The organism is Roseococcus microcysteis, from assembly GCF_014764365.1.
Classification (GTDB): domain Bacteria; phylum Pseudomonadota; class Alphaproteobacteria; order Acetobacterales; family Acetobacteraceae; genus Roseococcus; species Roseococcus microcysteis.
Genome location: NZ_CP061718.1, coordinates 236171 through 248915, shown reverse-complemented (window position 1 = coordinate 248915; position 12745 = coordinate 236171). Strand labels below are relative to the sequence as shown.

Annotated in this window: 16 protein-coding genes; 12 read left to right on the top strand and 4 right to left on the bottom strand. The window is 71.3% G+C overall.

The genetic code is table 11. From position 1 onward, the window contains the following. Positions 1 to 5: 5 nt before the first annotated feature. Positions 6 to 788: an exopolysaccharide biosynthesis protein gene (locus ICW72_RS01140; RefSeq protein WP_191084548.1), complete on the bottom strand. Its 783-nt coding sequence runs from the start codon at positions 786 to 788 to the stop codon at positions 6 to 8. A gap of 151 nt (positions 789 to 939) precedes the next feature. Here ICW72_RS01140 and ICW72_RS01135 point away from each other — a divergent pair, with 151 nt between their 5' ends. The 11 genes from ICW72_RS01135 (at position 940) to ICW72_RS01085 (ending at position 10713) form a co-directional block, all read left to right on the top strand. After that, the gene (locus ICW72_RS01135) at positions 940 to 1461 is read left to right on the top strand and encodes a thiamine pyrophosphate-binding protein (RefSeq protein ID WP_191084547.1); all 522 of its coding nucleotides are present in this window, start codon (positions 940 to 942) and stop codon (positions 1459 to 1461) included. Positions 1462 to 1481: 20 nt separating this feature from the next. After that, a complete protein-coding gene (locus ICW72_RS01130) occupies positions 1482 to 2057 on the top strand; it encodes a thiamine pyrophosphate-dependent enzyme (RefSeq protein WP_232370760.1) in 576 nt (191 codons plus the stop codon). A 352-nt stretch (positions 2058 to 2409) separates the two neighbouring features. Further along, positions 2410 to 3324 (top strand): transglutaminase family protein, encoded by a 915-nt coding sequence (locus ICW72_RS01125; RefSeq protein WP_191084545.1) that lies wholly within the window; start codon positions 2410 to 2412, stop codon positions 3322 to 3324. 70 nt (positions 3325 to 3394) lie between these two features. Next, positions 3395 to 6205: a PAS domain-containing protein gene (locus ICW72_RS01120; RefSeq protein WP_191084544.1), complete on the top strand. Its 2811-nt coding sequence runs from the start codon at positions 3395 to 3397 to the stop codon at positions 6203 to 6205. Between the two features lie 71 nt (positions 6206 to 6276). Next, the gene (locus ICW72_RS01115; protein ID WP_184384116.1) at positions 6277 to 6534 is read left to right on the top strand and encodes a hypothetical protein; all 258 of its coding nucleotides are present in this window, start codon (positions 6277 to 6279) and stop codon (positions 6532 to 6534) included. An 8-nt stretch (positions 6535 to 6542) separates the two neighbouring features. Further along, the gene (locus tag ICW72_RS01110; protein ID WP_191084543.1) at positions 6543 to 7016 is read left to right on the top strand and encodes a Dps family protein; all 474 of its coding nucleotides are present in this window, start codon (positions 6543 to 6545) and stop codon (positions 7014 to 7016) included. Positions 7017 to 7063: 47 nt separating this feature from the next. Further along, positions 7064 to 7369 (top strand): hypothetical protein, encoded by a 306-nt coding sequence (locus tag ICW72_RS01105; protein WP_191084542.1) that lies wholly within the window; start codon positions 7064 to 7066, stop codon positions 7367 to 7369. A 74-nt stretch (positions 7370 to 7443) separates the two neighbouring features. Continuing rightward, complete coding sequence (locus ICW72_RS01100; RefSeq protein ID WP_191084541.1) at positions 7444 to 7839, top strand: phage holin family protein; 396 nt, start codon at positions 7444 to 7446, stop codon at positions 7837 to 7839. A 217-nt stretch (positions 7840 to 8056) separates the two neighbouring features. Then, positions 8057 to 8707 (top strand): PRC-barrel domain-containing protein, encoded by a 651-nt coding sequence (locus tag ICW72_RS01095; RefSeq protein WP_191084540.1) that lies wholly within the window; start codon positions 8057 to 8059, stop codon positions 8705 to 8707. A gap of 300 nt (positions 8708 to 9007) precedes the next feature. After that, entirely contained in the window at positions 9008 to 9943 is a 936-nt protein-coding gene (locus tag ICW72_RS01090) for a diacylglycerol/lipid kinase family protein (protein WP_191084539.1), read from the top strand. Continuing rightward, a complete protein-coding gene (locus ICW72_RS01085; protein WP_191084538.1) occupies positions 9940 to 10713 on the top strand; it encodes a metallophosphoesterase family protein in 774 nt (257 codons plus the stop codon). Before ICW72_RS01090 ends, ICW72_RS01085 begins: the two co-directional genes overlap by 4 nt. A 48-nt stretch (positions 10714 to 10761) precedes the next feature. Here ICW72_RS01085 and ICW72_RS01080 read toward each other — a convergent pair whose 3' ends face one another. From ICW72_RS01080 to ICW72_RS01070, 3 genes are all read right to left on the bottom strand, one after another. After that, positions 10762 to 10926 (bottom strand): DUF1328 domain-containing protein, encoded by a 165-nt coding sequence (locus ICW72_RS01080; RefSeq protein ID WP_191084537.1) that lies wholly within the window; start codon positions 10924 to 10926, stop codon positions 10762 to 10764. Between the two features lie 199 nt (positions 10927 to 11125). Then, positions 11126 to 11323: a CsbD family protein gene (locus ICW72_RS01075; RefSeq protein WP_191084536.1), complete on the bottom strand. Its 198-nt coding sequence runs from the start codon at positions 11321 to 11323 to the stop codon at positions 11126 to 11128. A gap of 105 nt (positions 11324 to 11428) precedes the next feature. Further along, positions 11429 to 12151, bottom strand: a complete 723-nt coding sequence (locus ICW72_RS01070; protein ID WP_191084535.1) for a PhyR family response regulator anti-anti-sigma factor — start codon at positions 12149 to 12151, stop codon at positions 11429 to 11431. A gap of 77 nt (positions 12152 to 12228) precedes the next feature. On the opposite strand from ICW72_RS01070, the gene ICW72_RS01065 reads away from it, so the two are divergent. Further along, complete coding sequence (locus ICW72_RS01065) at positions 12229 to 12744, top strand: RNA polymerase sigma factor (protein WP_191084534.1); 516 nt, start codon at positions 12229 to 12231, stop codon at positions 12742 to 12744. Position 12745 lies beyond the last annotated feature (1 nt).

Sequence of the window (12745 nt, the reverse complement as noted above, 5' to 3'; positions counted from 1 at the left end):
TCCCCTCACATCCCGAACATCCAGCTGAACCCCGCCATCAGCATCCAGCCCACGCTGCCGATGATGGACAGGGCCAGCGCGATGCCCGCGATGCCGAACATCGCTCCGCCCAGGATGGTGAAGGTGTCCTCCTCCATCATCCCCATCGCCATGATGAGGCAGGCCAGCGAGGGCGGCCCATTGGTGAAGGGCAGCGGGATGATCACGATGCAGGAGAGCAGCACGCCATAGGCGCCGATCATCCGGTCGCCCAGGCGCGAGGTGACGATGGAGGGGCGCGGCTTCACCCAGCGTTCCACCCGCTTCAGCCAGGGCAGCGCCCGGCTCGTGATCATCCGCAAATCCGACCGCTTCATGGAGCGCCGCGTCAGGAAGGCGGGCAGGCGCGGCGTGGGCAGCCCATAGGCCAGCTGCGCGCAGATGATCATCAGCGGGAAGCCGAAGATGGGGCTGAGGCCCGGGATGTAGATCGGCAGCAGGTTCGGCAGCGCGAAGAGCACGATCAGGATGCCGTAGCCGCGCGGGCCCAGCGATTCGATCAGCTCGCCCAGCGTCACGCGCTCGGTCGGCCAGTCGCGCGCGATGATGCCGATCAGCTCGGAAATGGGAACCGGGTGTTCCGCCTGCAGCGCCGCCTCGGCGCTCTCGGGCCCGGCATGGACCCCTGCCGCCGGCCCCGCATGCGGGCCGAATTCCCTGGGCGCGCCCTGCGCGCCCGGCTCTGATGACGTGGTGATGACGCTTGCACTCCCCGGGACAGCCGCGCGCTCATACTGCAACGCTGCCATGTCCTGCCAGCAAAACCTTGCATTGACCCAAGGGCCCGTTCAAGCCCCGACTTTCCCCTCATCTGGCGATCCGTGGCGATCCGTGCCACCCCCCCATTTGCCCCCTCGGGGGCCGGGCGGCCCCGTGCCGCTCCGGAGAGGAGGAACACCCATGAACACCGCCGCGCCATCCCATTGGCCGGGCGAGATCCTCGCGGCCTTCAAGGCCCAGGATGTGCGCCTGGTGCCCTATGTCCCCGACAACGTCCTGCGCCCGCTGATCGCGGCCATCGAGGCCGACCCGCATTTCACCGCCTTCCCCTGCGCGCGCGAGGAGGAGGCGATCGGCATCGCGGCCGGCGCCGTCATGTCGGGGATGCGCGCCGCCTGCCTGATGCAGACCTCGGGCTTCGCCACCCTGCCCAACGCCCTGGCCTCGCTGGTCTGCGCCTTCCAGCTTCCGGTGGTGATGGTGGTGAGCGAACGCGGCACGCTGGGTGAGTTCAACCCGGGCCAGGCCATCGTCTGCCGCACCATGCGCCCCATCCTGGACAGCATGGGCATCGAGCACCACACGCTGACGCGGCTCGACGAATGCGGCTTCCAGGCCGACCGCGCGCTGCGCCAGGCCTTCGCGACGCGCTGGCCCGCCTGCCTGATCCTGTCCCCGCTGCTGACCGCGAGGCCGCAATGACCCGCCCGAACACGCAAGTCATGAACCGCGCCGCCCTGACAAGGCGCATCGTGGGCAAGCTGAACAAGCGCGAGGCCGTGGTGGGCGGCATCGGCAATTCCAACTGGGACCTCTGGGCGGCCGACCCCACGCGGCCCGAGAATTTCTACATGCTGGGCAGCATGGGCCTCGCCGCGCCCATCGCGCTGGGCGTGGCGCTGGCCCAGCCCGAGCGGCGCGTGCTGGCGCTGGAGGGCGATGGCTCCCTGCTGATGCAGCTGGGCTGCCTGTCCACCATCGCGGCACGGGCGCCGTGCAACCTCATCATCGTGGTGTGGGACAACGCCATCTACCAGATCACGGGCGGGCAACCCACGCCGGCCGCGCAGTCGGGCACGGACTGGGTGGCCATCGCCCGCGCCAGCGGCATCGCGAAGAGCCATTGGGCCGCGGATGAGGCGGAGTTCGACGCGCTGATCGAGACGGCGCTGACCACCGATGGCCCGCACCTGATCGCCGCGCGAATCGACGACGAGCCCGGCCGCAACCAGACCGACCGCGATCCGGTGCGCTTCGCCCAGGCTTTTACCCGCGCCATGGCGCTGCCCGTGGGCTGAAAACTTCGGATGAAAAAAATGGCCGGAACCCGTGGGGGTTCCGGCCAAAGGAGAGAGAGTGCCGGAGGGGGGGAAACCGGCACCCTGCGCCAAGCCCGCCCACGAGGGGCGACATGGCACCATCCGGCGGCACCGGGCCCGCGGGAAAGCCGCGAGGACCTGGCGGGGCGGGGCTCCACCCTCCCTTGCCCGGCGAACCGGACGAGGGAGTGGGGGGGGATCTGGCGGAGACATCCACCGCACCACCGGAATGATACCGTATCAACGACGCGCCGGCTGCCGCGTTGCATCAGCCGACACCACTTTCTCTCCCGCCACAACAGCCGCCCGCGACCCCGGCCAAGGACCTCCCATGCCCGACGTGCAGATCAGCCATCGAACGGAATATGCCTATCAACGTCCGGTAGGGCTCATGCCGCACCGGCTCATGCTGCGTCCCCAGGACAGCCACGACCTGCGACTGCACGAGGCCACGCTGACGGTGGACCCGCCCGCCGCCCGCACGCGCTGGGCGCATGACGTCTTCGGCAATTCCATCTGCCACCTGGAATGGGACGAGAACCTTCGCACGCCGCATCTGCGCATCGTCTCGGAGCTGTCGCTGACCCATTACCCCGCGGGAACCTCGCTGCGGCGGGAGGCGCTGGATCCCCTGGCCGAGCTCTACCCCTTCTCCTACGCGGCCGATGAAATCCCGGACCTGGCCCGCCTGACCGAACGCCAGCTGCCGGACCCCGAGCGCCAGGTGGATGCCTGGGCGCGTCGCTTCGCCGCGCGCGAGGGCGGGGTGCACACGCTGGAGCTGCTGGAGGAGATGACGCGCGCCATCAAGGCGGAATTCACCTATGTGGGGCGCGAGGCGGAGGGCACCCAGGCCCCGGCCGAGACGCTCTCCATGGGCAGCGGCACCTGCCGGGACTTCGCCGTGCTGATGATGGAGGCCGCGCGCAGCCTGGGCTTCGCCGCGCGCTTCATCACAGGTTACCTCTACGAGGAGCCGGACGCCCCCAACCAGGGCGCCGGCGCCACCCACGCCTGGTGCGGGGTCTATCTGCCGGGGGCCGGTTGGGTGGAATATGACCCGACGAATGGCATCATCGCCGGGCAAAACCTCATCCGGGTGGGGGTGACACGCACCCCCGCACAGGCCATGCCTGTGGCCGGCGGCTTCGTGGGCGACCCCACGGACCCGCTGCCTCTGACCGTGGAAGTCCAGGCAAGGGCGGTGCCGCCACCGCACGGCACGCCGGGCGGCCAGAGCAACTGACGGCGGAATACCGCCGCACGAAAGGCGGCGCCGGCATCCCTCGGCGCCCGCATTCGGGAGATGACCACCAGTGCCTCTCGCGCTCATTGCGTTCCTTGGACTGCTCTTCGCGCTGATTCCCGCCGGCATCGTCCAGGTGCAGCTGGAACGCGAGGCGCGGGACACGCGCACGCGGGACCTCGAGGCCCAGGCCATGCAGCTGGCGAGCCTGGTGGGCCGCCAGGTGGCCAGCACCCTGGAGAGCGCGCGCCACACGCTGCGCACCATGGCCGCGCATGAGGATGTGCGCCGCCTGGAGGCCAGCGCCGCCTGCGACCTGTTCCTCCAGCGCGTGGTGGCCGTGGCCCCCCGCTATGCCACGGCCAATGTCTTCGACCGCGAAGGGAATGCGCTCTGCGCCTCCAACCCGGCGGTGCTGTCCACCAATGTGGCCGACCGGCCCTATTTCCAGCGCACCCTTCGCTCGGGCCGCATGGAGCTCGGTGAATTCGCCACGGGGCGGGCCAGCGGCCAGGCCTCGCTGCACATGAGCCAGCCGCTGATGGGGGCGGATGGCGAGGTGGCCGGCGTGCTCGTCCTGGCCATCTCCGTCGGGTGGCTGAACGATGAACTGCAGGCCCTGCTGCTGCCCGAGGGCGGCGTGGCCGTCATCGCCGATCGCGCGGGCACCGTCGTCGCGCGCTCCGCCGCGCGGGAGCGTTTCATGGGCCGCCCGCTCGGCGCCCAGGGGATGACCATGCTCCATGCCCGCGCCCCGGGCGTGATGGAGGCCCTCTCGCTCGACGGCGTGGTCCGCACCGTGGCCTACCTGCCGGTGGAGATCGAGCCCGAGGGCCTCTTCGTCGCGGTGGGGCTCGACACCGCCAGCGCCATCGCCGCGCAGGAGGACGCCAATGTCCAGGCGGCGGTGATGGTGGTGGGCTCGCTGCTGCTGACCTTCGTGGTGGGCCTCGTCTTCTTCAACGCGGCGGTGGACAGGCCGGTGCAGCGCATGCTGCGCGCCGCCAACCACTGGGCGCGGCAGGACTGGAGCACGCGCGTGGGCCATATCCGCGGCGGGCGGGAATTCCAGCGCCTGGCCGCGGCCCTCGACAGCATGGCGGATGCGGTGCTGACGCGCGAGGCGGCACGGCGCCGCGCGCTGACCCGCATGGAGGCGGTGGTGGGCGTGGCCCCCCAGATCGTGATGACCGCCGACCGCGCCGGCCATGTGGACTGGACCAACCCCTACTGGCAGGAACTGACGGGCTTCGACAACGCCCGCAGCCTGGGGCTGGGCTGGATGGACGCCACCCACCCCGAGGACCGGCCCGGGCTGTGGGCGGCCTGGGACGCCATGGTGGCGAGCGGCCTGGGCGATGGCGCGCAGGGGTTCAGCCATGAGGTGCGGCTCTGCCGCGCGGAGGACAAGCAATGGCGCTGGCACCTGATGAAGGGCGCGGCCATCCGGCATGATCCGTCGGAGATCGCGGCCTGGGCCATGGTCGGCATCGATTTCCACGAACTGCGCGTCATCCAGGCCCAGGCCGAGGACACGGCGGCGCAGCTGCGTGCCACCTATGAGAACGCGCCGGTGGGCCTTTGCCTGCTGGATTGCGACCTGCGCTTCATCGCCATCAACGACATGCTCGCCGCCATCCATGGCGTGCCGGTGGCCGACCATATCGGGCGGACGCTGTCCGAGGTGGCCCCCGACATGCCGCCCGTCATCGAGGAGGCCATGCGCCGCGTGGTCGCCACCGGCGAGGCGGTGGAGGAGCTGGAGGTCACCTGCGAGGTGGACGGCCAGACCCGCTATTGGCTGGCGAGCTACCGGCCCATCCGCGGCGCCGATGGCAGCATCACCTGCGTCAGCGGCTCCAAGGTGGACATCACGGCGCGCAAGCGCGTGGAGGAGAGCGAGCGCCTGCTCTCGCGCGAGGTGGACCACCGCGCGCAGAACGCCCTGGCCGTGGTGCGCGGTCTGATCCGCCTGTCCGCGGCGGATGCGCCCGATGACGTGCCCGCGCTGGTGGAGGTGCTGGAGGGCCGCATCGCCGCGATGAGCCGCGCGCACACCCTGCTCTCGCGCGAGAAATGGGTGGGGGCCGAACTGAGCGAGATCGTGCGCGAGGAGTTCGCCCCGCAATCGGGCCGCATCCTGGCCCAGGGCCCGCCCGTGCGCCTGACGGCCGAGGCCGCGCAGCCGCTCACTCTCGTGCTGCACGAACTCGTGACCAATGCGCTGAAATACGGCGCGCTCTCGGTGCCCGAGGGGAAGGTCACGCTGCGCTGGGAGCGTCAGCAGGACAAGCTGCACATGCAGTGGTGCGAGGAGGGCGGGCCGCCCATGGTGCAGGCGCCGCTGCGCCGCGGCTTCGGCACCCGGCTGATCGACGCCAACATCCGCGGCCTGCTGGCCGGCGACATCGAGCGCGACTGGGCCGAGACCGGCCTGCGCTGCACCCTGGTGCTGGGCCCGGAGGCGCTGGCCGGCAGCCGCTTCGTCACGGGGCTGCGCGAGACCTCGCCGCTGGCCGGAAGGCGCGTGATCGTGGCGGTGGAGAACGCGGCCGAGGCACGCAGCCTGGCGGGGCTGCTGCGCGCCTCGGGCTGCGCGGTGCTGGGCCCAGCCGCCAGCATCGAGGAGGCGGTGGAACTCATCGAGGCCGAGAAGCGCGTGGACGCGGCCGTGCTGTCGGGCACGCTGCAAGGCCGTTCGGCCCAGCCGCTGGCGCAATTGCTGCGGCGGCGGGCCTCGGCGCTGCTGTTTCTCAACACGCTTGGCCTCGAAAGCGAGAGCGACGAGGCGCCGCCGCGCATGCTGCACCCGCCGCATACCGCGGAAGGCATCCGCCGCGCGCTGGTGGAGGCGCTGGAGGCGTCCCGAAACGGCAGCTGAGCGGGTCCCGCTGCAACCGGACGGGGTTGGGCACGTTGCTTCTCCAGACAGACGCAGAAGGAGAAGCCGACATGCGCAAGCTTTCCAACATTGGCCCGAAGCTGGCCCTGGGCCTCATTCTCGCCGGCGGCCTCGCCGCCTGCGGCCAGACGCAGGGCGACCGCCTTCTTTCCGGCGCGGGCCTCGGCGCGGCCGGCGGCGCGGCGATCGGTGCCGCCACGGGTGGCAGCCCGCTGGCCGGCGCGGCGATCGGTGGCGTGGCCGGTGGCGCGACCGGCGTGCTGACCAGCCCCCGTGACGTGAATGTCGGCCGCCCGGCCTGGCGCTGAGCTTCGACATGAGCACGACGAAGAAGAGCCCCGCCGCCAATGACGCGGCGGGGGGCATCGCCGCCGCCCTCACCGGCTATGTCGCCGACACCTATGTGCTGATGGCCAAGACCCAGGCCTGCCATTGGAACGCGACGGGCCCGGGCTTCATCGGCATGCACCAGCTGACCGAGGCGCAGTACAAGGAGCTGTTCCTCGCCGTGGACGAGTTGGCCGAGCGCCTGCGCGCGCTGGGCGAGCCCGCCCCGCGCAGCCTGAACGCGATGCTGGACCTCGCCACGCTCGATGAGCTGGAGGACAAGGTGGACGTGGCCGGTGCCTACCGCACCCTGGCCGACGACAACACCAAGATCGCCGTCCGCGCGCGCGAACTGGCCGAAGCCGCCGAGGAGGCGGAGGACATCGCGACCCACGACATGCTCGTCCACCGCATCGAGGTGCACGAGAAGGCGGCCTGGCTGCTGCGCAGCCACGTCGCCTGACCACAGACGACAACGCCCAAGACGATATCTGGCCAAGGAGAATTTCCATGAGCGATTTCCGCAATGACCCGCCCCGCATGGGCACCACCGGCACCACCACGGGCTCCACGAACTTCGACCCGCATGCCGAGATCACGGCGCTGCGCGAGAAGGTCGAGTCGCTGATGAGCGAGCGCGTCTCGCCCGCCATCGGCAATGCCGTGGGCTCCGCCGAGGCCGCCGCCCATCGCGCCACCGACGCGGTGCGCCACCAGGCCGAGAACCTGAGCGAGTTCGTGCATGAGAAGCCGCTGACGGCCATGGCCTCGGCCGCGCTGGCCGGCTTCGTCTTCGCGCTGCTCGTGCGGCGCTGAGAATGCGTAGCCTGCGACTCCTCGAGGTCGCAGCGCAGGCGGAAGCACTCCGCCTGCGCTGCCAGGCGGCCGGCATGGCCCGGTCCGCCGCTTTTGCGGCGGTCGCGGGGGTGTTCGGCCTGTTCATGCTCGCCCTGCTCCATCTCGCGGCGGTGGTGTGGCTCGCCGAGGATCACGGGGAGTTGCGGGCGGTACTCTATGTCGCCGCCGCCGATGCGGTGATCGCGGGGCTCTTCCTCCTCGTGGCGCGGCGCAACAAGTATCGGCGCGTGGCCGATGAGGCGCTGGAGATCCGGCGCGACAGCCTGCGGATGGTGCGGCATTCCTCGCCCGTGAACGAGGTGACGAACCTGGTTCCCTGGCGTGGTCTGGCCGTGGGCCTCGCCGGCCGGGTCGGCGTGGGGATCGGGCGGAAACTTCTCTTCGCCGTCTTCGCGCTGATCTTCGGGCGTCGGCGTAGGCGCCGCTGAGGGATCCGGCGCAGGCGCCGCTGAGGGCTGCGGCGCAGGTGCCACCAGGAGCGGCAACGCTCCTTCCCTAACCGTGCCGCGGCCGGTGCCCCCGGTCGCGGCCACATGCGCTCAAGGCGCATTCAAAACATTGAAAAACCTTGGAAACCAAGCTCAAGCCCGAGCGTTTCTTTTGCGTGGGTCCCTTCGAGGCCTGCCAGACAAGGAGAACACCATCATGCGACGCAACATCCTGACGCCGGCCGTTCTGGCCTCCGCCCTGCTCGTGGCGCCGATGCTGGCCCATGGCCAGACGCAGACGACGCCTCCCGGTGGCGGCCCGACCACGACCCCGACCGCCCCGCAGGCCGCGACCCCCGGCCAGCCCGCCCCGCCGACGGCCGGCACCTCGCCTGGCATGACGCCGGGTGGCGCCATCGGCCAGACGCCCGGCGGCACCACGCCCGGCACCTCCCCCGGCACGACCGCCCCCACGGCGGGCATGACGGCCCCCGGCACGACCGCCGGCGCCGGCGCCGCCTTCCCGGCCGGTTCGGCCGTCATGGCGCGTCCGCGGATGAGCCAGATCATCGGCGCGAACGTCTACAATGACGAGAACAACAGCATCGGTTCGGTGGATGACATCATCCTGGTGCCGCCCGCGGGTGCCGCGGCCGCTGGTGCCGCCGCGGGTGCGGGCCGTGGTCCGCTGGCCGTGATCCAGGTGGGTGGCTTCCTGGGCCTGGGTGGCCGCCTGGTCGCCGTGCCGCTGACGGACCTGCAGTGGAACGCCGAGCGTGAGCGCGTCATGCTGCCGGGTGCGACCCGCGACGGCCTGCGCGAGCGTCCGGAGTTCAACTACGACAGCGTGCGCACCGGCAGCCGCTGAGTGAACGGGGGGCCGCTTCCTTCGGGGAGCGGCCCCTTTTTCATGCCCGGCTTTTTATGTTTCGCGGACCGGTTTCCCATCTACGCTGCCCTCACTCGGAGGACATGAAAAAGGCCCCGCGTCGCCGCGGGGCCTTTACGTTCACAACACTCCGAAGAGCAGGAGCAGAATGAGGATGGGAATGGGAATTCCCAGGAACCAAAGCAGAATGGTGCGCATGTTCATCTCCCTGTTGGCGATGTCTAAGGAACGCAATGTGACGCCCGCGGTTGCGGCGCCTTGCATGCTGGAACATCGCCCATGACCGCCCCGCCCCCCGAGGCACCGCCCGGCCCCGTCACGTCCTGGCCCGCCTGCCTCATCGTGAATCCGCGTGCCGGCAACCTCTCGGCCATGGATGATCCGGGGCCACAGCTCGCGGCCACGCTGCGCGCGGCGGGCTTCGCCGTGGAGGATCCGGACGCGGGCGCCGACCTCGACACGCAATGGGCGCGGGCGGAGGGCGCGCGCATCGTCTTCGTGGCCGGTGGCGACGGCACGTTGCGCGATGCGGCGGCGCGGCTGCGCGGCACGGGGCGCTACCTCGCCCCCCTGCCCGGCGGCACGCTGAACCGGCTCTGCACGCGGCTCGATCTGCCCAATGACCCTGTGGCCGCCGCGGCGCTCTACGCCGCCGCCGCGCCGGGTCTGATCGACACGGCCACCGCCAATGGCGAGGTGTTTCTCTACCAGCTCATCATCGGCCGCGCGACGCGGCTGATGCGTTTCCGCGAGATGCAGCGCGGCGGCGGCGCGGGCGGCTGGTGGCCGCTGGTGCAGGCGCTGCTGCGCGCGCTGACCCGCCCCTTCCCGCGCGAGCTCTGGGTGCGGCTTGGCCCCGCCGCGCGGCAGACGGGCCAGGCCGTGATCGTCACCCTGCCCGAGCCCAACCGTCCCACCGGGCTGCTGCTGCATGTGGCGCGTCCCGCCGGGGCCGTGGCACGGCTGCGCCAGGCCTGGCGCTGGTTCCGCGGCAAGCTCGGCGAGGATGCCGAGGTGTCCGAACGCGAAGTCGCCCGTGTGGCCGTGCATGGCCGCCAGGACGGCGTGCGGATGAGTCTGGATGGCGAGATGCGCCTCGCGCGCACCCCCGTCCGCGTCAACCTTCACAAGCGGGCGTTGTCCGTCCTGGTGGTGCCGCCGCAGCGGCCGCAGGATGGCGAGAGGGCGGCGCCCCCACCGGGAGTTCCGGCATGACCCATCGCCTCGCCCATCTCTCCGACCTGCATTTCGGCGAGGCCGATCCCGCGCGCGTGGCCGAGATGGCGGCCGATGTGCGGGCCGCCTCCCCCGACGCGGTGGTCATCAGCGGCGACCTCACGCGCCGCGCCCAGCCGCAGGAGTTCGAAGCGGCCTTCACCTTCCTGGCCGGGCTCGACGCGCCGCTGCTGGTGGTGCCCGGCAATCACGACATCCCGCATTCCGCGCTGTGGGAACGCTTCATGGCGCCCAAGCGGCGCTGGCGCGCGGCGCGGCTGACGGCGCCGGCCGAGCGGCTGGATCTCGACCATGCGCGCCTCATCGGCCTCGACACGGTCAGCCGCGCGCAATGGCATGTGGACTGGTCGGCCGGCGCGGTGCCGCAGCACAGGCTCGAAAGGTTGGAAGCGGCGCTGACGGTGGGGCGCGGCAAGCCGACCCTCGTGGTCTGCCATCACCCGCTGGTGCATGGCGCCTGGGCGCGCCGGCGGCGCACGCCCCGCGGGGCCGAGGCCACCATCCGGGTGCTGCGGCGAGAGAATGTCGCGGGGCTGCTCTGCGGCCATCTGCACCGCGCCGAGGTCACGCCCCTGGGGGCCGAGCCGGGCGCGCCCTGTCAGGTGATGGCGCCGAGCGCCTTCTCCCCGCGCGGCGTCTCCGCGGTGAATGGGTGGAATTTGATCGAGTGGGAGGAAGGCAGGCTGCGTGTCACCACGCGCGAGGTGACGAACCGGGGTTGGCGGGAACGGGTGGTGGAGGCCGCGTGAGCGGCACCCCGACCCCGCCAAGGGTGAATTCCGCGACGGGCCGGGGCGTCAGAGCGTGACGCCGCGGCCGGTCAGCAGGGACACCGCGAACAACACCAGGAACACGAAGAACAGGATGCGCGCGATGCCGGTCGCCGTGGATGCGATGCCGCCGAAGCCGAGGACCCCGGCGATGAGGGCCACGACGAGAAAAGTGATGCTCCAAGCCAGCATGGTTCTGCACTCCGGGAAACGGCAGGACCGGCCGGCGCCTGTCCCGCCGCGTCAGGCGGTGGCTCCGTCCGGTTCCTGGAGGGGGGGGCCGGGCGCCGGGACCATCCGCCCGCGATACGCCGCGCGCGTCCTGTCCCGACGGGTCGCGCGCGGCGGCACATTGGGCCCGCGCGCGTCCCGGGATGGCATCAAGCCCGGATCAGAACTTGCTTTCCCAGCTCTTCACCTGGGCCTCGGCCTCGTCGCGGGCCACGCCATAGCGCTCCTGGATGCGCCCGATCAGCTGGTCGCGCTTGCCCTCGATGACCGTCAGGTCGTCATCGGTCAGCTTGCCCCACTGCTCCTTGGCCTTGCCGGTCAGCTGCTTCCAGTTGCCCTTGATGGTGTCGCTGTTCATGGTCTTTCTCCTTGCTGGCGGCGTCGGCGCCGCCTCGGCCAGGAGAACGGGCAAGGCGCCCTGAGGTTGCAGCATGCCCCTTCACGGAATGCATCACGAAACGCATCACGGAATGGGCACGCGCCCGGCATGGACCGCCTGGTAGGTCGCGATGGCGAGGCTCAGCGGGTCGAAGGGCTTGCGGACGATGAAGGCGGGCTCGATGCCCTCGGCCGTCAGCAGCAACTCAGGATAGGCGGTCACGAAGATCACGGGCGTGGTCGTGCTCTCCATGATGGTCCGCACGGCCGAGATGCCGCTACCGCCCCGGCCGAGGTTCACATCGGCCAGGATCAACCCCACGGGGCGTTCGCCGGCCAGGCGCACCGCCTCGCGCTCGGTCATGGCCACACCGGCCACGCGGTGGCCGCAGCCCTGCACCAGCATCTGCAGGTCCATGGCGATCACCGGCTCATCCTCGATGATGAGGATGTCGGTGGCGGCCACCTGGCGCAGATCGTGCCGGGCCTGGCGCACCTCGTCGGCGGCCTGCTCGGGCGTCATGTCCAGCACGCGGGCGGCGTCGGCCAGCGTGACCTCCTCCAGCGCCGTCAGCAGCAGGAGCTGGCGCTGCACCAGCGTCAGCCCCGGCGCATCGCGCTGCGGGTGGTCGCGCATGAGCTGGGTGATGGCGGCGTAGAAGCCCAGCCGCGGCGGCATGTCCTGGGGCATGCGCGGGATGGCGCGGCCCACCAGCCCATCGCCCTCCCCCTGGCTGCCGGTGAGCGCGCGGGCGAAACGGCGGGCATAGGGCAAGGCCGCGATCAGCTCCTGCTGGGTGGCGCTCATGGAACAGTCTCCTCGACGACAGGGATGAGGGGGCGTGGGGCAGGATGCCCAAACTCGGGCCGGGCGGGAATGGTTTGATGGGGGAGGAAACGGTCGCCGCCCCCGACGAGGCCACTTTCCGCGCGGCGCTGGTGGCGCTGATGCCCGCGTTGCGCGGCTATGGGCGGGCGCTGAGCGGCTCCGTCGCCGCCGCGGATGAGCTGGTGCAGGAGACGCTGCTGCGCGCCCTGTCCAGCGAACGCCGCATGACGGAGGTGGGGGAGCTGCGCGCCTGGGTCTTCACCATATTGCGCCACGCCTGGCTGTCCGGCCTGCGGGCGGGACGGCGGCTGACACCATTGGAAGAAGGGATGGAGGGTGTGGCCGGGCCGACGGACAGCCTGGCCCTGGATGACCTGGCGCGCGCCATGCGCACCCTGCCCGCCCCGCAGCGCGAGGCGGTGGTGCTGATGGGGGCCCAAGGCATGTCCGCCACCGAGGCCGCGCAGATCTGCGGCGTGCCGGAGGGCACCATGCGCGCACGCCTCAGCCGTGCGCGGAGCGCCTTGCGGCGCGCGCTCGAGCCTCGGTTGCGGACCCCTCCAGGTGTTTGAC

Bases quoted from the DNA above. Each gene is read 5' to 3' on its own strand.
- ICW72_RS01140 (WP_191084548.1), bottom strand. From the start codon at position 788: ATGGCAGCGTTGCAGTATGAGCGCGCGGCTGTCCCGGGGAGTGCAAGC.
- ICW72_RS01135 (WP_191084547.1), top strand. From the start codon at position 940: ATGAACACCGCCGCGCCATCCCATTGGCCGGGCGAGATCCTCGCGGCC.
- ICW72_RS01130 (WP_232370760.1), top strand. From the start codon at position 1,482: ATGAACCGCGCCGCCCTGACAAGGCGCATCGTGGGCAAGCTGAACAAG.
- ICW72_RS01125 (WP_191084545.1), top strand. From the start codon at position 2,410: ATGCCCGACGTGCAGATCAGCCATCGAACGGAATATGCCTATCAACGT.
- ICW72_RS01115 (WP_184384116.1), top strand. From the start codon at position 6,277: ATGCGCAAGCTTTCCAACATTGGCCCGAAGCTGGCCCTGGGCCTCATT.
- ICW72_RS01110 (WP_191084543.1), top strand. From the start codon at position 6,543: ATGAGCACGACGAAGAAGAGCCCCGCCGCCAATGACGCGGCGGGGGGC.
- ICW72_RS01105 (WP_191084542.1), top strand. From the start codon at position 7,064: ATGAGCGATTTCCGCAATGACCCGCCCCGCATGGGCACCACCGGCACC.
- ICW72_RS01100 (WP_191084541.1), top strand. From the start codon at position 7,444: ATGGCCCGGTCCGCCGCTTTTGCGGCGGTCGCGGGGGTGTTCGGCCTG.
- ICW72_RS01095 (WP_191084540.1), top strand. From the start codon at position 8,057: ATGCGACGCAACATCCTGACGCCGGCCGTTCTGGCCTCCGCCCTGCTC.
- ICW72_RS01090 (WP_191084539.1), top strand. From the start codon at position 9,008: ATGACCGCCCCGCCCCCCGAGGCACCGCCCGGCCCCGTCACGTCCTGG.
- ICW72_RS01085 (WP_191084538.1), top strand. From the start codon at position 9,940: ATGACCCATCGCCTCGCCCATCTCTCCGACCTGCATTTCGGCGAGGCC.
- ICW72_RS01080 (WP_191084537.1), bottom strand. From the start codon at position 10,926: ATGCTGGCTTGGAGCATCACTTTTCTCGTCGTGGCCCTCATCGCCGGG.
- ICW72_RS01075 (WP_191084536.1), bottom strand. From the start codon at position 11,323: ATGAACAGCGACACCATCAAGGGCAACTGGAAGCAGCTGACCGGCAAG.
- ICW72_RS01070 (WP_191084535.1), bottom strand. From the start codon at position 12,151: ATGAGCGCCACCCAGCAGGAGCTGATCGCGGCCTTGCCCTATGCCCGC.
- ICW72_RS01065 (WP_191084534.1), top strand. From the start codon at position 12,229: ATGGGGGAGGAAACGGTCGCCGCCCCCGACGAGGCCACTTTCCGCGCG.